General features: G+C 71.1%; 17 protein-coding genes. 5 read left to right on the plus strand and 12 right to left on the minus strand.

The features are described 5' to 3' along the window. Nucleotides 1-45 precede the first annotated feature (45 nt). Both QTQ03_RS07765 and QTQ03_RS07770 read right to left on the minus strand, forming a co-directional pair. A complete protein-coding gene (locus QTQ03_RS07765) occupies nucleotides 46-2,415 on the minus strand; it encodes a helix-turn-helix transcriptional regulator (protein WP_289277396.1) in 2,370 nt (789 codons plus the stop codon). Nucleotides 2,416-2,610: 195 nt separating this feature from the next. Next, complete coding sequence (locus QTQ03_RS07770) at nucleotides 2,611-4,536, minus strand: Hsp70 family protein (protein WP_289277397.1); 1,926 nt, start codon at nucleotides 4,534-4,536, stop codon at nucleotides 2,611-2,613. A 196-nt stretch (nucleotides 4,537-4,732) separates the two neighbouring features. Here QTQ03_RS07770 and QTQ03_RS07775 point away from each other — a divergent pair, with 196 nt between their 5' ends. Then, nucleotides 4,733-5,386 carry a hypothetical protein gene (locus QTQ03_RS07775; RefSeq protein WP_289277398.1) on the plus strand — a complete coding sequence of 218 codons (654 nt, stop codon included), beginning with the start codon at nucleotides 4,733-4,735 and terminating at the stop codon, nucleotides 5,384-5,386. 5 nt (nucleotides 5,387-5,391) lie between these two features. Here QTQ03_RS07775 and QTQ03_RS07780 read toward each other — a convergent pair whose 3' ends face one another. From QTQ03_RS07780 to QTQ03_RS07800, 5 genes are all read right to left on the minus strand, one after another. Next, nucleotides 5,392-6,888 carry a dynamin family protein gene (locus QTQ03_RS07780; protein ID WP_289277399.1) on the minus strand — a complete coding sequence of 499 codons (1,497 nt, stop codon included), beginning with the start codon at nucleotides 6,886-6,888 and terminating at the stop codon, nucleotides 5,392-5,394. Beyond that, a complete protein-coding gene (locus tag QTQ03_RS07785) occupies nucleotides 6,885-8,696 on the minus strand; it encodes a dynamin family protein (protein ID WP_289277400.1) in 1,812 nt (603 codons plus the stop codon). The genes QTQ03_RS07780 and QTQ03_RS07785 overlap by 4 nt, the downstream gene beginning before the upstream one ends. Nucleotides 8,697-8,800: 104 nt before the next feature. Next, nucleotides 8,801-9,358, minus strand: coding sequence for a Rieske (2Fe-2S) protein (locus QTQ03_RS07790; RefSeq protein ID WP_289280730.1), 558 nt, complete (start codon nucleotides 9,356-9,358; stop codon nucleotides 8,801-8,803). A 23-nt stretch (nucleotides 9,359-9,381) separates the two neighbouring features. Further along, a complete protein-coding gene (locus QTQ03_RS07795; RefSeq protein WP_289277401.1) occupies nucleotides 9,382-9,978 on the minus strand; it encodes a DUF6529 family protein in 597 nt (198 codons plus the stop codon). Then, nucleotides 9,975-10,619 (minus strand): hypothetical protein, encoded by a 645-nt coding sequence (locus QTQ03_RS07800; RefSeq protein WP_289277402.1) that lies wholly within the window; start codon nucleotides 10,617-10,619, stop codon nucleotides 9,975-9,977. The genes QTQ03_RS07795 and QTQ03_RS07800 overlap by 4 nt, the downstream gene beginning before the upstream one ends. Nucleotides 10,620-10,838: 219 nt before the next feature. Here QTQ03_RS07800 and QTQ03_RS07805 point away from each other — a divergent pair, with 219 nt between their 5' ends. Both QTQ03_RS07805 and QTQ03_RS07810 read left to right on the plus strand, forming a co-directional pair. Next, entirely contained in the window at nucleotides 10,839-12,449 is a 1,611-nt protein-coding gene (locus QTQ03_RS07805; RefSeq protein ID WP_289280731.1) for an adenylate/guanylate cyclase domain-containing protein, read from the plus strand. Next, nucleotides 12,446-13,117, plus strand: a complete 672-nt coding sequence (locus QTQ03_RS07810; RefSeq protein ID WP_289277403.1) for a Crp/Fnr family transcriptional regulator — start codon at nucleotides 12,446-12,448, stop codon at nucleotides 13,115-13,117. Before QTQ03_RS07805 ends, QTQ03_RS07810 begins: the two co-directional genes overlap by 4 nt. A 223-nt stretch (nucleotides 13,118-13,340) precedes the next feature. Here the strand turns inward: QTQ03_RS07810 and QTQ03_RS07815 are convergent, their stop codons facing one another. The 4 genes from QTQ03_RS07815 to QTQ03_RS07830 form a co-directional block, all read right to left on the minus strand. After that, the gene (locus QTQ03_RS07815; protein ID WP_289277404.1) at nucleotides 13,341-13,766 is read right to left on the minus strand and encodes a serine hydrolase; all 426 of its coding nucleotides are present in this window, start codon (nucleotides 13,764-13,766) and stop codon (nucleotides 13,341-13,343) included. Continuing rightward, on the minus strand, nucleotides 13,721-14,044 hold the full coding sequence (locus QTQ03_RS07820; RefSeq protein WP_289277405.1) for a hypothetical protein: 324 nt from the start codon (nucleotides 14,042-14,044) through the stop codon (nucleotides 13,721-13,723). The genes QTQ03_RS07815 and QTQ03_RS07820 overlap by 46 nt, the downstream gene beginning before the upstream one ends. A 450-nt stretch (nucleotides 14,045-14,494) precedes the next feature. After that, complete coding sequence (locus QTQ03_RS07825; protein ID WP_502889709.1) at nucleotides 14,495-15,016, minus strand: helix-turn-helix domain-containing protein; 522 nt, start codon at nucleotides 15,014-15,016, stop codon at nucleotides 14,495-14,497. Nucleotides 15,017-15,102: 86 nt separating this feature from the next. Continuing rightward, nucleotides 15,103-15,795, minus strand: a complete 693-nt coding sequence (locus QTQ03_RS07830) for an alanyl-tRNA editing protein (RefSeq protein WP_289277407.1) — start codon at nucleotides 15,793-15,795, stop codon at nucleotides 15,103-15,105. A gap of 75 nt (nucleotides 15,796-15,870) precedes the next feature. Between QTQ03_RS07830 and QTQ03_RS07835 the strand changes: the two genes are divergently transcribed. Further along, complete coding sequence (locus tag QTQ03_RS07835; protein ID WP_289277408.1) at nucleotides 15,871-16,005, plus strand: hypothetical protein; 135 nt, start codon at nucleotides 15,871-15,873, stop codon at nucleotides 16,003-16,005. A 194-nt stretch (nucleotides 16,006-16,199) separates the two neighbouring features. Here QTQ03_RS07835 and QTQ03_RS07840 read toward each other — a convergent pair whose 3' ends face one another. Continuing rightward, on the minus strand, nucleotides 16,200-17,312 hold the full coding sequence (locus QTQ03_RS07840; RefSeq protein WP_289277409.1) for a glycoside hydrolase family 183 protein: 1,113 nt from the start codon (nucleotides 17,310-17,312) through the stop codon (nucleotides 16,200-16,202). Between the two features lie 168 nt (nucleotides 17,313-17,480). Here QTQ03_RS07840 and QTQ03_RS07845 point away from each other — a divergent pair, with 168 nt between their 5' ends. Continuing rightward, nucleotides 17,481-19,004, plus strand: coding sequence for a peptidoglycan DD-metalloendopeptidase family protein (locus tag QTQ03_RS07845; protein WP_289277410.1), 1,524 nt, complete (start codon nucleotides 17,481-17,483; stop codon nucleotides 19,002-19,004). The last annotated feature ends 141 nt before the right edge of the window (nucleotides 19,005-19,145 follow it).

A 19,145-nucleotide genomic window follows, 5' to 3' on the forward strand; every position in this document is an offset into this window, starting at 1 on the left:
GGGTTGATGCCAGCCAGTTGGCCAACCGGGTAACGCGGTCGCGGCTCAGCCGACGACGACCCCCGGGTGTTCCCGCAGCGCGGCGAGGAATTCGGCACGGTTGGACACGCCCAACTTGGTCCGCATCCGCGCCGCATGGTGCTCAACCGTCTTCGGCGACAGATACAGCTGAGACCCGATCTCCCGATGCGTGCGCCCCTCGAGCACCAGGCGGCCGACCTCCATCTCCCGATCGGACAGCACTCCAGCTTGCCCACTCTCCTCGCCCCCACCGAGCTCCGCAGTGGACAGCTCCCGCGCGCGTTCCAGCAGCCGACGTGCCGCCGCCGCGTCCGTTGTGCGGATCGCCGCCTGGCCCACCAACCGCGAGGCCTCCCAGGGCAGGTAGTTCGCCGCCAGGTCCTGCGCGACCAAGCAGACCGTGTCGACGTCCACCGTGCCCGCCAGCACGTCGGCCCAGGCCGCCGCGGCGGCTCCCTGCGCGCGCTGGCGCGGTCCAGCGAGGGCGACTGCCGTGGTCAGATCGCAGGCAACCGCGGCGGCCGCCGTCGCGTCCTCGAGGGTGACGGCGACCTGCAACCGGATCCAGCCCACCGCGACAACCCACGCCGGCGGATGTCCGGCGCGTGCAACGAGATCGTCGAATGCGTCAAGCACCGGCTCGGCCCGAACCAGGCGGCGTAGCCGCGCCGCCGCCACCACGAGTTCCTCCAGGACCTCGACCGCGAACAGATCAACCGCGCGTCGGGCCAGCTGCGTCTCCACTGCGGTCCAGGCCTCGCGCGTCCGGGCCACGTCACCACTACGGCGGGCCACCCCGGCTGCGAGTGCGGCGGTGAGCAGCCGGTCCCGGGCCGGCTGGTTTGACGTGGTGGCCAGCTGCGCCACCGCGGTGTCGTAGCGGCCGGCACGCATCCGGGTGAACGCCAGCAACAACTGGTGCCGCTGGACGGTCGCCGGTCCGCCGACATCCGCGGCCAAACCGGCGACGAGCAGCTGCTCCGCGGTGGACACATCCCCGGTCAACCCGGCGATGAGGGCGCCGAGCGCGTGCGGCGAGTCGGGCAGCACCACCTCGGGTGGTGTGCGCTGGGCGGCCTCGGCGGACTCGATCAGCAGGGTCAACGCGGCGTCCGGCTCGCCGAGGCTCGCCGCGGCCTCGGCCAGCCGCGCCAGGGCCTCCGGCGTCCGCCCACCCGGCTCGGCTCGGGACCGCCGCGCGGCATCGCGGGCCCGGTCAAGATGCCCGGTCGCTGCCCAGGCGACGGCGGCCAGGGCCGGGGCGGGACGTTCGGCGGTTGTCAGTGCCTCTGCCGCGCGGTCCCACCGCCCCTGCTGAGCGGCGACTGCCGCGCCCACGATGGACAGGCGCGTCGGCTCGCCGCTGACCCCGGTCAGATCCACCGGCATACCGAGCTGCGTGGCCGCCTCGGCCCGGCCCACGCCGACGGCCGCCGGTTCCGCGCCCGCCTCGGCAGCAGCGTCGTACCAGGACACCGCGGCGCCGGGGTTGCGGAATCGCAACCGATCAGCGGCCTGTGCGTAGGCGACCGCCGCCACGGGCGTCAGAGCACGGGCGTGCCGCAGCTGGACCGCGGCGAGCAAAGGGTCAGCGCCCGAGTCCAGGAGCGCCGTGGCCACGCGGTCGTGCAGCTGTCGCCGCGCCGCCAGTGGCAGGTCGGTCAGGATCGCCTCGGCGACGGCCGGCACCAACGAATCCGAACCGGGGGCGATCATGCCGAGTTCCTGCAGGACACCGGTGGTATCGGCGACCACCTGGACGGCGACCCCGGCCGCCGTGGCGAGCACGGAGTCCGGCACGTCCAGCAGTAGGGCGAGCACCTGCGCCACGGCCGCGCCCTCGGCAGGCAGGCCGGCGAGGCGGCGCTGTATCCGGGCCCGCAACGCGGCAGGCACCGGCCACACAGACCGCGCGGCGGCCAGGGAGGCGGCTACCGCGGCCATCCCGTGGGAGGCGGCGAGTACCTCCTCGACCGTGACGTCGCCGGGCTCGACCCCGCCCGCCTCAGCGACAACCGTGCTGATACCGGCGGCGTCCAGCGGTCCGAGCTGGTCGACCGTGCCGGCCGCCGCGACGACCTCGTCCAAGTCGGCCAGCTCCACGGCGTGGATGATCGGCCGTCGCGCGAGAAGCATCGCCTGGCCGGCGCGGGCGGCCGCGGCCAGGGCCCGCCACGTGGCCGGTTCCCCGTGGTGTGCGTCGTCGACGATCACCACGGCATCCTCCGCCCGGGCCTCGACCAGTACCCGGTCGAGGTCCTCGCCGCTACTCGGCAGCGTCACCCAGCGCACGGAACGCTCGAGCGCGACCGCGAGATCGCGCATCCGCCGGGTCCGGCCGGCACCGTCGACACCCACGACCACGGTCGTGGCAGAGGCGCCCGGGGTGGCCATCCATCCTCCTACTCGTCGGGACGGCAGGTATCGGCGACCGACGCAGACGCCGGCCTGGACCGTTGGGAACGGGCGGACGATCAGCGCGGCGGCCGGCCGACCCGCGACTGGTGCCCGGCGGGCGCCCGTCGCGATCGGGAAACGCCCGCGGGAGACGACCGCCTGCGGCCACCGCAACCGGCAGTCGCCCATCGGTCAGCCCTCGGTGATCGGCACGCAGTTACCCGTCTCGTACCCGCCGTTGGTGTCCTGGACCAACCCGTGCCAGTCGCTCGCGATCCGCACACACACCCGGTCCGGCAGCGTCTGCCCGGCCGGTGCGTACGCCGCGATCGCCTCCCACTTGCCGTCGCCCCACCTGGCGACGGACGGGAGCTTGTCCTCGACGAACCACACTCCGTGCGCGGCGGCGTGGGAACCCATGAGAGCCGGGTCCGGGCTGGTGCCGTCACTGCCGAACAGGTGCAGGTGGAAGCCGCCGTCGACGTCGAGGACCGTGCCCTTCGGGACACCGACGTCGCCCCGGATAGTAAGCGTGGAACCGTCGAAGACCGCAGCGGTCAGGCATGCCCACCGCTTGTTGGCCGTGATCGCCTCGGGGCACTGCGTGTCGGACGGGGGCACCGCCTCGCTGGATGCCGTCGGCACCGACGCCGCCGCGGTCTGGGCCACCGGATCTGCATCGTCACGGCCGAACATCGCGTATCCGGCACCAGCAAGCGCCAGCACCAAGACGAGGGCCGAAGCGCCGACGGCCAGCGGGCGCGACCGGCCCGGTTTGGCCGACGGCTGCTTCGTGCTCGGCGTGCGGTCGGAGCCCGCCTGGTCGGTGTGACCACCCCCGCCGCCGACGGTGGCCACCCCGCGAACCGATTGCGCGGCTGCGGCTCCGCCCCCGAGCGTCGGCATGGGCGCCGTCACCGAGCTGCCGGCCGGCCGCCCCGCCGGGGCCGGGGCCGGGGCCGGGGCCGGGGCCGGGGCCGGAACGCTCGCCTCGGAAACGCCCACTGGCGCCTTCCGGAGCGTCGCCGCCGGCGCCGGGCTGCCCGCTTTCCGGGCCGCGTCGCCCGCAGCGAGCCAGGCCGCGCCGAGCGCGACCGCGTGCTTCGGGTGGGTGTCCACCGCCAGCGGGCGGCCCAGCTCGGCGCCGACCAGCTGTGCCACCAGCGGCATCCGGGACGAGCCGCCGACCAGCAGGACCGAGTGCAGGTCCTCCGGCTTGACCCCGGCCGAGGCCAGCGCCCGGCGCATCGCCTCGATCGAGTCGTGGAGCGCCGGGCGCACCATCGCCTCCAGCTCCGCACGGGTCAGCCGGATCTCGGTGGACAGGTTCGGCAGCAACACCGGGATAGACACGTCGGTGTCAGCAGACAGCGCCTCCTTGGCCTCGACGCACTCGCCACGCAACCGCGCCACGGCCGCGATCGCGGCCGGATCGTCGTCGTCCAGCTCCGCGACCTTCCCGCCGATCACGGCCGCCACGTGTGCGAACACAGCCGCATCGAAGTCGATGCCGCCGAGCCGCTCGATCCCCTCGGGCTGCCCGAGGATCTCGAACCCGTCCCCGGTACGCCTCAGCACCGCCGCGTCGAACGTGCCGCCGCCCAGATCGTAGACGGCCACGACGGCCCCCGGCTCGACCCGCTCCTGCTGGGCGTACGAGACGGCCGCGGCGACCGGCTCGGTGGTGTACTCGACCGGCTGCTCGATGCCGGCCAGCCGCACCGCCTGGCGCAGCATGTCGGTCTTGTACGGTCCCCAGTTCGCCGGGTACGACAGGCAGACCCTGGCCGGCGCCTCGCCCTCGCGTTGGATCACTCCGTCGACGACCGAGCGGAGTAGCCGGGCCATCAACGCCTCGGCCGAGTACGGCACCCCGCCCAACAGCAGCGGTGTGGTGTCGCCGAACCTCCGCTTGAACTCCCGCGCTACTCGGCGTGGCTCGGTCAGCCCGCGCCTGCTGGCGGTCTCCCCGACCAGGAAGGTCTCGTCGTCACGCAGCAACACCACCGACGGGATCGCGGCGGCGCGCGTGCCCAGCGAAGCGATCTCCGCCCGCCCATCCCGCCACGTCGCCGCGGCGGTGTAGGTGGTTCCCAGGTCAATTCCCAACACGTACATCTCAACTCCAGCGCTTGCGCTTCGCGGTTCCAACAGCCACGCTCGGGTCTCGCGGCCTGACATCGCCGGTGCCTCGCGGGCTCCGTCCACAGCTCGTGCGACGCGGCCGGCTACCTCCGCCATCCACGACGATTAGGGGATGGGTCGGGGATCTCCCCGCTGTGGCATCGGCGGCACGATCCCTACAGTGGGCGGCATGGACTCGGGCAGACTTCTCGACGCGCTCGGTGACCTCGCCGGCAGCGAGGACGCCCGGCAGAAGTACGCCGCCGACCCGGACGGCTTCCTCGGCGGCTACGGGCACTCGGGGTTGCCCACCGACCTCGTCGCCGAGGCCGTCTCCAACTACGCTGACGTGGCGGGTCCGGCTCTCGCGGAACACATCGCCCCGATGATCATGGTCTACCGTGGTTTCGGCGACCCGGACGCCACCGGCGATCCCGATGCCGGTCTGGACGTTCTGGCTACCGCACCGACCGCCGACGGCGGCGGCGACCCGGCGAACCTGGACGGCGATCTCGCTGCCGGATCCGGCGACCGGGCCGCGGGAGGGGAGGCCGCCACCGGCGGCGACCCGTTGCCCGAGTCGGCGACCGGTCCCGGCGACCTGCTCGACCTGGACTTCGGCTTCGGTGCGGAGGCGGAGGCGGAGGCGGAGGCCGAACCTGAGTTCGGTCTGGACGCCGACCCGGCGGGCACCGGGTCGGCGGGGTCGGCGGCGATGGACACGGAGCCGCTCGGCGACCCCGATGAGACCGGCCTCCCGCAGCACGACCCGGCCGGCGTCCACGACGACCAGCCGCCGGACGAGCGGTGGCCGGATGACGCGTTCGGCCTGGACAGCCTCTGACCCCTTCATTCGCCCCGGCCGCTTCTGGTCAGAAGAGCGAGTATCCCCTCGCAGGATCGGACCGCGACCCGGCCGGCGATCGCCATCTCGTGGCTGGTCATCGGGTTCTCGGTCCGCACCTGCCAACGCTCCAGCGCGGCGTGGACCGCCGACGTCAGTTCCTGCCTCGACGCGTCCGGCTCCAGACCCACCCGCAGGTGCGGCGCGGCGCCCCGGCCCCCGATGAGACGCTCCAGGTCGTCGACGACGGCGGGCTTGCCAGTGACCCAGCCGGCTCGCACCGACGTCAGCACCCGCAGCTCGCTGAAGGGATGCGCGCCGGCCAGGATCGCCTCCACCTCGGCCGCGACCGCCTCGCTACCCGGCACCGGACGGGTCCGGGTGAGGGCGTCGACGGCCAGCAGCGCCGACCGGCTCTTCAGCACGTCGCGCCGCTCGAAGAACAGTGCGCCGAGCACCGCCCTGAGCTCGGCGAGGCCGCTTCGCTCCGACAACTCGCGGGCCATCTCGGCGGCGGTCCCCACGACCTTCTGCCGCACCATCGCCGCGGCCAGTCGGACGCCGAACAGACCGAACCGTTCCAACAGCAGGTCTCGCTCGATCGAGGTCAGGCCCAGCTCAGGCATCGACTCTCGGAACCGGTCGGCGGACAGCAGCAGCACCTCGGCGTCCTTGGGCGCCAGCTCCGCGACACGCCGCAGCTGGGCCATCTCGGTCTCGGTGAGCGTAGCCGCGGTCTCCGCGAGCAGACCGGCCACGGGCACGACCGTCTGCACCATCCGCCGCATTCTCGGATCCATCGCCATGCGCGACGCGATGCGGCGTGCCGACGCCATCGAGTCGATCCGGCCGACACCGATCTCGTCGGCGCGGGACAGGACGCCGATCGCGTTGACCGGATTGGGCCGCGACACCTCACCGTCGTGGAACGCCTTCAGGAACTCCACGTCGGAGGCGTGAACGTGCCGCATGAGATAGAGCACCGCGTCGGCCGGCGTCGCCTCCTCGTCGGCGGCGAGCAGGTCCCAGGACCGCCGGGACACCCGCTCGGTCAGGGAGCCGATGCCGGGCGTGTCGATCAGGGTGGCGGTCCGCAGGGCCTGCGACGGCCAGGTCACGGTCAGTTGGTCGACGTCGTCCGGCGACCGGCCGCCGAGGTCGACCTCGATCGCGCCGTCGTCGCGCGTGAACCGCAGTTGCACCGGAGGCTGGTCGCCGACGTGCGCGGTGACCCGGTAGGTGTGGCCATCGGCGTACCACGTCACGATGCGGGTGCACTCACCCTCGTCGGTGGGCGCCAGCCGCTCCCCCACCAGCGCGTTGAGCAGTGTGGACTTACCGGCCTTCACCCGGCCGGCGATGGCCACGCGCAGCGGCTCGTCGAGACGGTCACGGATCGCGACCAGCTGCGGCTCGTCCGCGGTCCCGCGATAGACGCCGATCGCGTGGCTCAGTGCGGCCCGGGTCCGGTCCAGCAGGTCCATCGGCGTCGGCGTGGTCATGCCGCACCCTCCGCGATCGCACCGGCCATCTGCCGCACCTTCGCCAGCCGAGCCAGCTCCGCGTCCAGGTCGCGCAGGCGCGCCGCCCGGTTCGCCTTGGTGGTCTTCGCCCCGTCGGTGGCGGATTTCAACGCCTCGGCGGTGGACTTGTTGAGCTCCTCGGCCAGGGCGGCGTAATGGTCGCGTAGCTGCCGCTGAATCCGGCGCAGCGTGTCCCGGGAGTCCTTGCCGACGACGAAGTTGACCTCGTCGCAGTAACGCCGGACCGAGTTCTTCGCCTGGCTGCGCCGGTTCTGCAGCTGGCGCTTCTTCTCGTCGCGCAGGCCCTTGTGCCCCATGATGAGCCCGATGCCGAGCCCGATCGGTCCCAACCCCAGGCCCAGCAGGCTGCCGAGCATCGTGAACATCAGCCCGCCGGTGTACGCGTTCTTCAACGCCACCATGGCCTGCTTTCCGACCGTCATCTTGGTCAGGTCGAGGTCCTTGTGCTCGCCGGCCCGGGCCGCCACCCGGCTCGGGTCGTAGACGGCGAGCTGGTCGAGCGCCGCGCCGGAAGCCTCCCGGAAGTGCTCGGCCACCTCCCGGCTGAGTTCCTCGGCCCGGTCGCGCAGCAGCGTGTAGTTCGCCAGTACCTCGGCGGAGGTCCGCGACTGCAACCACGTCTCGACCGTGTCCCAGGAGTCGGCCGGGTCGATGTCGGCGATCACGTCGTCCGAGTCCTCGACCACCTTCCGGATCCGGCTACGCAGGTCGTGGTCAACATCGGCGGTCAGGTCGGCGATACCGTCGTTGAGGGTCTGGCTCCACCGGGCTGCGGCACCACGCAGGGCCTCGGTCCGGGCACGGGTGGCGGCGAGGTCGTCCACGATTCGCTGCGCGGCGTCCGGGTCAGCCAGCGCCGCCCGTTCGGCCTGGAACTGGGCACTGATCTGGTCCATGGCACTCACGACGTCCGCCGCGCACTCGGTGGCAAGCCGCTTCGCCGCCGGTGCGCCGACGCGGTCGGAGACGAACGCGACCAACTCGCCGAAGCCGGATTCGCGGTTGAGGTCCCGGTCTCCGACGGCTACGGCGCGAGAACGCAGCGCCGAGGACACCGCCATCACCGGGAATTCGCCGCCCACATGTCCCTGGTTGAGGTCACGGACCTTGCGCCAGGCCGGGTAGAAGTCGGTCTTGGTGATCACGCAGGCGACGGTGGGACACATCTCCCGCACCCGGTGCAGGAACTCGACCTCGTTGCGGGTCAGCTCCTGCGACGCGTCGGTGACGAAGACGACCGCGTTGGCCATCGAGGTCGCGGCCAGGCTGGCCGTCGCGTGGGTGGAGTTGAGGCCACCCACGCCTGGCGTGTCGACCAGGACCAGGCCACCGGCGAGCAGCTTGCGGGGCAGGCTCACCTCTACCGCGGCCAACGGCTCGGGCCCGTGCCCGGCGTCGCTCTCCACCACGTGCGCGCGGATGTCCTCCAGCGCGATCGGATCCCGTGTTGGCGGCTCACCCGCGCGCAGCAACACCGCGGCCGCCTGCTCGCCATAGCGCACCTGGGTGGGCACCGCCGTGGCCAGATCGTCGTTCACCGGGCAGAGATTGGTGCCGACCAGCGCGTTCACCAGGGAACTCTTGCCCTTCTTGAACTCGCCGACCACCACCACGTGCACGTCGGTCGCGTGCAGCCGGCGCCGGGCATGCCGCAGTCGGGCGGCGAGGTCGGCGCGTTGGTAAGCCTCACAGGCGCGCAGTGCAAGATCCACCAGCTGCGCCGTCTTCTCGATCACGCCGGTCGTTTCCGTCTCAGATGCGGTCATCGTCGTGCTCTCCTAGCGCCGCCGCTCCTGCCGCGACGGCGAACGACCCGGTAGCGGGGCCGCCCGGATCAGGGATCTGCGCGGCCCCACGACGCCAGACCCGCTCAGGCGAGGCGGATGTTGCCGTCCTCGACGACCAGGTCAAGCGGGTCGAGGCTGCGCCGTGCCGGCCCGCGGGCCACCGAACCGTCGGCCACCGAGAACCTGCTGCCATGGCAGGGACAGTTGATCGTTCCGCTGGACACCTCGGCCACGCTGCAGCCTTGGTGCGTACAGATCGCCGAGAACCCCCGGAACGTGCCCGCCTGTGGCTGCGTGATGACCAGCTTGGCGTCGGCGAGAATCGCACCGCCGCCGACCGGGATGTCAGCTGTCCGCGCCAGGACCTGCCCGCCACCGGCGTCATTTCCGGTTCCCGTGCCGTCATCGCCACCACCGGTGTTTCCACCACCGTCGCCCGCGCCACCGCCAGCCGGTGCGGAACTGTCGTACGTGGCGCAACCGCTCAGGATGATCGCCCCGGTGGCACCTACCCCGGCCAGCAGCCGTCGCCGCGACGAACACGCCACCGGCCGCACGACGTCGCCCACGTCGGACAGGGCAGGACGGTTGGCCCCGCCCGCGTCCAGGCCACCACGGCGGTGCGCCACGCCACCGGACATCCCGGCGGCCTTCCTCAACTCGGTCACAGCTTGACTCCAAACGTGGTGAAGTACCAGAACGACGACGTGAGCCACAGGCCGATCAGGGCGGTGAACACGGCACCGCCCAGCACCGGCAGGACCCAGCCGCGCAGGCCAGATTTCGGCAGAGCGAGCATCTTGACGGTGAAGGCGCCGAAGAAGAAACAGCCGAGCAGTCCGTGCACGACCACTCGGGTGTCGTAGGTGGCGAACCCGAGCGCGTACAGGCAGTGCATCGCCACCGGGACCGCGAGCAGGAAGGCAAGTCGCCCCGACCACCGATGCACGGGCGCGGACCAAGCCGGTGCCGACGAGCCGAACGTGCCCCACATCGACAGCGCGGACAGCAGTTGGATCACCGCGAGCACAGCCGCGCCCGTGGCGAGCCACACCTTCACCGTCAGTGGACTGGAGAACCCGGCCACGTTCACCGCGACGCCCGTCGGCTCGTGCAGGCTGCCGTAGACCCCGAGGGTCACCGCGACCGCGGAACCGATCAGGAACGGGACGCCGAGCAGAGCCAGCTGACTCGCGCCGGTGGCTCGGCCGGCGTCCCCGTCGCCAGCCTTCGTCACCGTCTCGCCGGCGGGATTGGTCACGACAGCTCCTTGGGACGGGTAGGGGTGAGGGCGGTGCCACTGACGGTGACCGTGCCGGTATCGGTGTCCAGGGGCGGCGCGGGTCGGGCGGCGCCGTCCACGGTGACCAGGCCGACCTGGGTGCCGTCGGCGAGTACGATCCAGCCGCCCTCGACCTGCGCGCCGCGCGCCGTCGCGGTGGCCCGGTAGAGCCCGGACGGTGCCGTGACCGTCTTCACGGTGAATGGCAGGGTCTTGTTGTCGACCTTGATTTGGCCGGTGGCCCGCCCCTCGCCGAACGTGCCACTGATCGTCCCACCGTCGCGGCCTGCCAGGGTGAGTCGCCCGCCCGCGGCGGTGCCCTGGAGCCATGCCTCGACCGCGACACCGTCGCACAGATAGGCCACCGCCACGCCGTCCTGCACGGAGATGGCGAGTGTGCCGGACGCCACGTGTCCCGCCCACACCGCGTTGACCGGTGCCTCCGTCGGAGACGGGGAAGGTGACGGCGGTTCGGACGCCGGCGTGGCGGCAGTCGTGGCGGGGGCGGCGGCCGGGACCGGCGGTTCGTCGTTCCCGCCGGTGGCGTTCACGCTCGCCGCCAGCAGGATCACGCCAAGTGTCGACCCGCCGAGCAGAGTAAGCAGTGGAGTGCGTTTCACAGCGGTAAGTCAACGCGCGTCCGACGCGGTGGTCTGCGTACAAGTACCCATAGCCGAACCGAGGCTTCCGACAACGCCACGTATCGTGGGCGCGTGCGGCGACAGCTAACCGGGCCTCCCACCTCGCCGGCCGAGCAGCTGCGGCCTCCGCAGCCGGCCCGCCGCCGATCGGTACGCCAGATCGCCGTACCGGTACGCAGCCTGATCTGGGTCATCCACATGGCCATGCCGCTGCTGGGGTTGTGGCTGCTGCTGGCCCGCCCACAGATCGACGTACATTGGCACGATCCGATCGGCCACTTCTATCTGATCGCCACGGTGGCACTGGTCAACCTCGTGCTTGGCGCCCTGGTCAGCGCAGCGGCCCATCGCCGCAACGATGCTCGGCTGTTCCTGGTCTCGTTGGCGTTCCTGGCCAGCGCCGGGTTCCTCATGTTGCACGCATTGGCCACTCCGCGGGTGCTCGTCGACGATCCGAATCTCGGATTCGAGCTGGCACAGCCGGTGGGGCTCGCCTTCGCCGCCGTGTTCGCGCTGGCCTCCTCGCTGCCACTGGACGGCCCGCGCGGCGCAGCGATCCTGCGCGCGCGACACGTCCTCTGGAGTGAACTGGCGATCTTCCTCACCATCTGGGGTGTGGCGTCGCTGCTGGGCCTGCCCCCGCTGTCCGATCGGCCGAGCACAGCCGCCGAGGATGCCTGGCTGACCTGGCTGGCACCGTTGTCGGTGGCGCTGCTGACAGTCGCCGCGGTTCGCTACTTCCTGCTGTACCGCCGCCAGCCCACGGCCGTGCTGATCAGCGTCATCACGGCGTTCGTGCTGCTGGCCGAGGCGATGGTGACGGTGGTACTGGCCGACAAGTGGGCGTTGTCCTGGTGGGAGTGGCATGTGCTGCTGGCGCTGGCCTTCGGCTTCGTCGCCTACAGCGCGTTCGTACAGTACCGCCGCGAGGGGTCATCGGCCGGGCTGTTCGACGGGATCGCCCTACACCAGACCATCAGGGCGATTCGGGCCGAGTACGGTGCCGCCTTGGAGGAACTCGTGTCAGCCCTGGCCGAGCGGGAGCGCGACGGCACGGGCGACGTCGGCCCGGTCGCGGCCGGTCTGGCGGACCGGTTCGGGCTCACCGAACGGCAGACCGCGGTACTGGAGCGTGCCGCGCAGGCGCTGTCCGCCGAGCGGGAGGTCAGCCGGCGATTGAGTACCTTGTTCCGGCACTACCTGTCGCCGGATGTCGCAGCGGCGCTGATCGCCGACCCGGACCAGGCGGCGCTGGGGGGCTCGGTCGTCGAGGTGACGGCGCTCTTCGCTGACCTGCGCGGCTTCACCACGTTCTCCGAAGCGGCGGAGCCGGCGGAGATCGTCGCCATGCTGAACCGTTACCACGGCGTGGCGGTGCCGTGCATCCTCGACAACGGCGGCACAGTGGTGCAGTTCGTCGGCGACGCGTTGCTCGCCCTCTTCAACGCGCCAGCTCGGCAGCCCGACCACGCGCTTCGGGCGGTACGCGCGGCCACCCAGATGCAGCACGCCGTGAACGAGATCGCCACCGGCCACCCGGGCTGGCCCCGGTTCCGCGTCGGCGTGAACACGGGCCCGGCACTGGTCGGCAACATCGGCAGCGAACAACTGCGCGGGTTCAACGCCATGGGCGATGCGGTCAACGTGGCCGCCCGGCTGCAAACCATGGCCGAGCCAGGGCAGATCGTCATCGGTGAGTCGACCTGGCGGTCGACCAACACCCTGGTCCCGGTCGATCCGCTCGGGGACCTCGCGGTCAAGGGTCGAGTCGGTCTGGTCAGGGCGTATGCGGTGCGGGTGGATCAGTGAACGAATTCTGGACCATGCTCACCCACACCGAGCGGGAAGCCTTTCGACGGCGGGCCGTCACCCGCCGCTGGCAGCGCGGCGAGGTACTGTTCCGCGAAGCCGACCAGTCGGGATGGGTCGCCGTCCTCGTCAGTGGCCGGGTCAAGGCATCCTGCCACAGCGCGTCCGGCACCGAGATCCTGCTCGCGGTACGCGGACCTGGAGCGCTACTCGGCGAGCTTTCGGCGGTGGATCGGCAGCCGCGGTCGGCGACGGTGCAGGCGTTGGATCCGGCGACCGCTCTGGTGATGCCACCGGCCGGGTTCGAGGAGTACCTGCAGCAGCAGGGCCGGGTCGCCTTCCAACTCATGCGGCTGCTCGCGGAGCGGCTGCGTGACGCCGACCGCAAACGGATCGAGTTCGGCGCCCAAGACAGCACGGGTCGGGTAGCTGCCCGCCTGGTGGAACTGGCCGAACGGTTCGGCACACCGGTTGACAAGGGCATCCACGTCGCGGTCCGGCTGTCCCAGGACGAGTTGGCCGGCTGGATCGGCGCGTCACGGGAGGCGGTCACCAAATCCCTGCGCGTGTTACGCGACGCCGGTTGGGTTCGCACCAGCAGGCTGTCGGTCGTGGTGCTCGACCTCGACGCGCTGCGGCGACGAGCGGACGGCCGGGAGGCGGACTAGGACCTGGCGACTGGTCTTGTCCGTAACCCTCGGGTCGCCAGGGAGCGGTCGTGGCGAGGTTCTCCTCCGGTGCCCGGACAACTTCGCGGCGGCGGCACGGCCGGGGCGTTGGAGCCCCGGCCCGCCGGCTGCGATCAGCGGTTCTCGCAGAGGGCTGCGGAGGCTGTGGCGACCATTTTGGTGATCGCGGTGACAGGGTCGAGCGTGGCCTGGGAGTTGGTCGTCAGCGACACGTGGCGGCCGTCGGGAGTCGCCGCGGAGAACGACAGGTGACCGGTGACGCCTCCGGCGTGTCCGAATGCCACCCCGCCGCAGGGCAGGGCAGCTGGTCCAGGCCCAGGCCGTACGGGGCATGGGCGCTTGACGTCATCATCTGGTCCAAACCCGCCGGAGAGACGACCTCGCCATCGACGAGTGCCTGGAAGAACGTGGCCAGGTCCTGCTCGGTGGAGGCCATCGCTCCCGCGCTGGAGAACAGGGATGGTTCCAGGTGCGACGAAACGTCCTGCCAGAAGTAGAACGGGCCGACTCGAAGGCCACGGTAGCCCCGCACATAGGGATCGGCGAGGGAGCGGTCACCTGGCTCGGGGAAGCGGGTCTGGGTCAGACCAAGCGGTTCGATGATCCGGTTCGTGATCGTCTGGCCCACCGGCGTGCCGGGCTGCCGACGCGGTAGTGGTCGGTAGGCTGGATGGCCTGGCCAGTGCCGGTGGCGCTGGTCCCCGCGTGGAGGCTCCAGGAGCTGGTGCGGTCCCCGGCGTAGAGCCCGGCGCCCGGACCGCCGACGGCCTGGAAGTCGTCGAGTGCCGCCTGGGTGGCCGCGTGCCCGCTGCCCGTCGCGGCCACCGCGGGTGTCGGCGGTGCCAGCGCCGCCGCCACCGCGACGAGTGCGGCCCCAAGTCTCCGCTGGCCCGCGGCTCTCACCACCGGAACTCCTCGTGAGGCGAACGGTCGAGTCATCCGGCGATTGTCGTGTGAGGCACGGCGTTGCGCCCGCCTCGTGCGCCGGTCATATGTGGCCGCCGACGATGACCAGCACGATCACCGGCTTTGCCGTTCCCGGCGTACTCCCCCGCCACTGTCGGCATCGGCTCTCTACCGGGCGGCCGACCGGTCGCCAATCGTCGTTCGAGTCTCGTCGACCCCCACTGGAATCCCCAAGGTCGGGATCTTCTACCCCACCCCATCCGCCGCGGACGGCCCCGGGAGCGGCCAGGCACGCCGCACGCCGCGGCGACCACGTTGGCGAAGCGGGCCCAGGCGCCGGCGGTGAACCGTCGACGTCGTATGGCAGGTTCTCGTCGGCTGCGGCGGTGACGGCCTGGACGATCTCCGGGCCGGCGCTGGCAGTGTTGTCGCTGGTGACTATGCGTTGGGTTACGGCGGGGGCGGTGACGCTCGTGTCCAGGGTCTTTCAGTTGATGTTGGGGCGGCGATGACGACGGTGACGTCTACCGCATCGACGCCGGTGCGGTAGACGTGCGGGGCATCTCCCGCGAAGGCGAGCAGGTCGCCGGGGTGCAGGTCGGTGGGGGCGTCGGCGGGCCCGGCGGTGAGTCGGCCGGAGGAGACGAGCAGGTGCTCGATGGTGCCGGTCGCGTGCGGAACACCATCCAGGCGCGTGCCGGGGGGCATGCGCAGCCGCCAGATCTCCAGGCTGTTGCCGCTGCTGATGCGGCGCAGCAGCTCTCGTCCCACTTCGCCGTTGGCCAGGTCGGTGCCCGGCACATGCACCGGTCCCGGGTCGGTGTCGCGGGCGAGAAGGTCGGTCAGCGGGATGCGCAGGGCGATCGCGAGCGCGTCGAGAGTCTCGATGGTCGGGTTGCCCCGTCCGGCCTCCAGCTGCGACAGGGTCGCCTTGCTCAAGCCAGCCCGACGGGCCAACTCGGCACTACTCATACCGCGCTGTTCGCGGCGCTGGCGGATTTGCGCACCAACCGCGATCGCGGTGCTGCTGGCGGGCCGACGCTCGCCTGGCGACGGAGTCACAACCGCTCCCGGTGAGCGGCGCTGTAGGAGACGCGGATTCGGCCCTTCTTGACCTTCAGCGTCGGCAGCACGACGTCGGCGAGGTCGCCGAGGCTGCGCACGTGGGTCCCCCCGCATGCAGCGGAATGCAGACCGGCCAGGTGCACGATGCGGCGCCCGTCGGCGTCGTTCTCCCAGGTCACGGGCAAGTCCTGCGCGATGGCCTCGGCAACCTCCGTCCGCAGCGCCTCGGTGGCCTCCTCCCGGCCCGCAAGGGCGTCCAGGCGCGCGTCGGGCTGCGGCGCGGTGAACTCGATCCGGGCCTGGCCGGGAAAGTGGTTGTTCGCGGCCAGCACCCAGCCCTGTGCCCGCCCGACCGCCTCGATCAGGTGTCCGGCCGTATGCAGCGCAGCATGGGTGATGCGCACGGGAAGGTCGATGCGGACCTCGAGCGGCTGCCCGACCGAGAAGACCGGCAGCGCGGCCGCACCGCTGGCCACGGCCGCGACCAGCCCGGAGCCATGATCCCGCACAGGGACGATCTCGTGGCCGTCCACCCAACCGCGGTCGGCGGGCTGACCTCCGCCCTGTGGATGGAACAGACAATGTTCGACCGCCACCCACGGTGCGCCGTCGCGCTCACCTACGGCGACCACCTGGGTTTGGGCTTGCCCCTCGTACGTGTCCGCGTAGTAGGCGGCGACCTGCATGACACCTCACTGATATAGCAAATTGAACAGTTAGTTCACTATAACGAACGAGCTGCAGGGTTGCCTGTGTGAGCCATGCCACCAACGTATGTGGCCGACTTCGCGGCGAAGGGCCGCCAAGGGCACCGATCGAGCCGCAGCGCAGGCACCGACATCGACGAGCGCGGGCTACGCGCCCCGCTGTCCCGGCTCGCCCGCCTCGGCCACTGAGCCGGCAGGGTCACCATCGTGCGGTAAGGGGCGACGATGGCGGGCGCGGGGGCCCGGTGACATGACAGTCATGCGTCGGGGCCATGCCGCCAGGCGCGCGAACCACTGATCGTTCGAGCCGGTCGGCGTGACTTTCCGCGTGCCCCAGCCCCGCAGGGAGGGCCGACAATCGGCCCGGCCGGCGCGGCGGGCGCTCAGGCGGTGCCGACGAACTGGCTGACGTGGTAGGCCGTGCTCCCGCCGTCGGTCCTGGTCCATTTCGAGACCATCAGGTGCAGGCCGAGGACCTGCCGGCTGGACCACGGGTGGATGAACCCGCCGTAGAGCCCCGGCTCCTGCCAGGGGGCGACCTGCACCTTCTCCGCCGACCAGGCCTGGTCCGGCCCGCCGGCGGTGCGGGTGACGATGCAACCGGTGGCGCCATTGAGGTAGGACATCACCCAGCTGCCGTCGGCGAGCCGCCGGACCGACGGCTCGCCGAAACGGCCGGTCAGGATCGGCGTGCACGGCCGGCCCCAGCCCCAGTCGCTGCCGTTCCAGCCCCAGCCCTCGTACGACTCGGGGTGGAACAGCCGGTCCCAGTAGACCCGGCGCAGCATCATCGGGCCGTCCTGGCGCCCCGCCCGCACCGAGAAGACGTACACCCAGGGGCCGTCACGCTGCATCGTCCACATCTGGAACGGGTCGGTGTTGGTGCCGTCGTTCCACCACTTCAGCGATGTGCGGACGAAGTCGTTGCCGTTGTCGCTGAAGGCCAGTCCGGCGTAGCGCGACCGCCAGCGCGGCCCGGCTTGCCCGGGGGGTGTCCAGTACTCGATGCTCATGTACGAGATGAGCTGCCGGCCGGTCTCCGGGAAGCTGATGCCGTCGTTGGGAATGACGGTCACCTCCCAGAGGCCGTCGATGCCGATCCCGTTGTGGCCGTTGTGCATCAGCTCCGGAGCCCGCCCGTCGCCGACGACCCGGGCCGCACTGTCGAAGACCACGCCGCCAGCAGCGCCCGGGTGGATGTTGGAGCGCAGCATCACCGGTGAGCGCCAGTCGTTCAGCAGCGGCGGACCCTCCGGCAGCGGGGTGTTGAAGGTGTCCCCGAAGAGGTATCCGATGGAGCCGTTCTCCAGCGTGTAGGGGATGCCGAGGTCAGTGCCGGCGACCTGCCACCGGTGGTTGGTGTCCAGGTCGGCGCCGGTGAGGCGCTTCTTCCAGAACGCGGCCCGGGCCGGTTCGGAGGCGAGTAGCGCGCCGGTCGCCGTGGCCGCGCCGACCACGGCAACCCGGCCGAGCAGGCCTCGGCGGTTGATACCCATGACGGTAGTCAAATTGATGATCCTGGCGGTAGTCAAGAGGGATCCACTCGCTCCACCGGAATGTCTCTCGACTCCATTGACAGAGATCGTGGCGTGTGGCCAGACTCCGGCAGACAGAGTTTGACACCAGCCAGCTTGTCACCAGCAAACGGGGCGGAGCGTTTCGTCATGACCAAAGCTGTACCTCGGGCAGGCCTCGCCGCGATCCTCGCGGTGTGCCTGGCGGCCGCCGGCGTCCTCGTGGGCGCATCGCCCGCACACGCGGCGCCCGTCTTCAAGGCCCCGTTCCCGTGCGGTCAACGGTGGACGTACAGCCACTACAACGGCGAGGTCCGCCAGGCGCTGGACTTCGTCCGCGCCGACGGCGGCGTCACCAACGGCACCCCCGTGCTCGCCTCGGCCGCCGGCGTCGCATACCGGCACGCGGAGCCCGGCGGCGCCGGCAACTACATCGCCGTCGAGCACGGCGGCGGGTGGAAAACCTACTACTTCCACCTCTCCGCATACTCGGTGGCCAACGGCGCGACCGTCACCCAGGGCCAGCAGATCGGGCTGACCGGCAACACCGGCAACTCCTTCGGTGCACACATCCACTACGAGCAGCTCCACAACGGGGTGGGGCAGGCCATCGTCATCAACGGCGTGTCTCTCGCGCCGTATCCGGGCTCGTACCACCAGCGTTACCTCACCAGCGACAACTGCGGCCGCTCCGCCGAGCCCGTCGCGGGCCGGGCCTTCGGGTTCGGCGGTGGACAGCACTACGTGGCCGTCGATTCGGCGGGGAGGCTGGCGAACCTGTCGTGGTCGCCGGGGTCGGGGTTGGTGCGAGCAGACTGGGGTGGCGGTCCGCTTTCCGGTAAGGCGGTGGGGTACGCGCACGCGAACCAGCAGCACGTGTTCGCTCGGGGAAGCGACAACACCCTGCGGCACTGGTGGTTCACGCCGGGAATGGGCGCGCCGGGGATGGACAACTGGAACACGGTCGGGCGGGTGGTGTCAGATCCGACAGGGTTCGCGTACGGCAGTCAGCAGCATGTGTTCTACCGGAACCCGGACGGGCATCTGGAGCATCGGTTCTACGACCTGAACACGGGTCAAGTAGCCGGTGGGGTGTGGCCCGGTGGGACGTTCGTCGGTAACCCGTACGCGTTCGTGCACGGCGACCAGCAGCACATCTTCGGCCGTACCGCCTCCGGTGGGCTGATCCACTGGTACTGGTGGCCGGGGATCAGTCCCGGTACGGACGACTGGGGTGTGACCTCGGGTGTGGCGTCGGACCCGACGGGTTTCTCCTACGACGGCAACCAGCACCACGTGTTCTTCCGCAACAGGGACGGCAACCTGCAGCACCGGTTCTTCGACGACCTGTCCGGCACCCTCGACGGTGGTGTCTGGCCGGGCGGAGCGTTCGTCGGTAACCCGCACGCCTTCGTGCACCGCGACCAGCAGCACATCTTCGGCCGCACGGCGTCCGGTGACCTCGTGCACTGGTACTGGTGGCCCGGGGCCAACCCCGGAGTGGACAACTGGGGCGCCCGTGGGGTGGTCACCGACGACCCCGTCGGCCTATCCGCTCCGGGCCAGCATCACGTGTTCTACCGGCTAGGCAACGGCACCCTGGAACACCGCTTCCTCGACGACACCACCGGCCAGATCGTCACCGACAACTGGGGCGGAACGCTCGCACCGTAACGACACCACGAAGGGGCAGCACAAAACCCAACCGGGTCCGACGCCAGGGCCGTTGCGGGTTGGTGGATAGCCCCTGCGCTGGGTGATACGAGGCGATCGACCTCTGTGGAGGTGGCCACGACGGGTAAGATCACCAGTAGT

The sequence above is a fragment of the Micromonospora sp. WMMA1363 genome (genome assembly GCF_030345795.1).
In the GTDB taxonomy this organism is placed as follows: Bacteria; Actinomycetota; Actinomycetes; order Mycobacteriales; family Micromonosporaceae; genus Micromonospora.

Excerpts from the sequence above, each read along its gene's own strand:
- QTQ03_RS07765 (WP_289277396.1), bottom strand. The coding sequence starts at position 2,415 with ATGGCCACCCCGGGCGCCTCTGCCACGACCGTGGTCGTGGGTGTCGAC.
- QTQ03_RS07770 (WP_289277397.1), bottom strand. The coding sequence starts at position 4,536 with ATGTACGTGTTGGGAATTGACCTGGGAACCACCTACACCGCCGCGGCG.
- QTQ03_RS07775 (WP_289277398.1), top strand. The coding sequence starts at position 4,733 with ATGGACTCGGGCAGACTTCTCGACGCGCTCGGTGACCTCGCCGGCAGC.
- QTQ03_RS07780 (WP_289277399.1), bottom strand. The coding sequence starts at position 6,888 with ATGACCACGCCGACGCCGATGGACCTGCTGGACCGGACCCGGGCCGCA.
- QTQ03_RS07785 (WP_289277400.1), bottom strand. The coding sequence starts at position 8,696 with ATGACCGCATCTGAGACGGAAACGACCGGCGTGATCGAGAAGACGGCG.
- QTQ03_RS07790 (WP_289280730.1), bottom strand. The coding sequence starts at position 9,358 with ATGTCCGGTGGCGTGGCGCACCGCCGTGGTGGCCTGGACGCGGGCGGG.
- QTQ03_RS07805 (WP_289280731.1), top strand. The coding sequence starts at position 10,839 with ATGGCCATGCCGCTGCTGGGGTTGTGGCTGCTGCTGGCCCGCCCACAG.
- QTQ03_RS07825 (WP_502889709.1), bottom strand. The coding sequence starts at position 15,016 with ATGAGTAGTGCCGAGTTGGCCCGTCGGGCTGGCTTGAGCAAGGCGACC.
- QTQ03_RS07830 (WP_289277407.1), bottom strand. The coding sequence starts at position 15,795 with ATGCAGGTCGCCGCCTACTACGCGGACACGTACGAGGGGCAAGCCCAA.
- QTQ03_RS07835 (WP_289277408.1), top strand. The coding sequence starts at position 15,871 with ATGCCACCAACGTATGTGGCCGACTTCGCGGCGAAGGGCCGCCAAGGG.
- QTQ03_RS07840 (WP_289277409.1), bottom strand. The coding sequence starts at position 17,312 with ATGGGTATCAACCGCCGAGGCCTGCTCGGCCGGGTTGCCGTGGTCGGC.
- QTQ03_RS07845 (WP_289277410.1), top strand. The coding sequence starts at position 17,481 with ATGACCAAAGCTGTACCTCGGGCAGGCCTCGCCGCGATCCTCGCGGTG.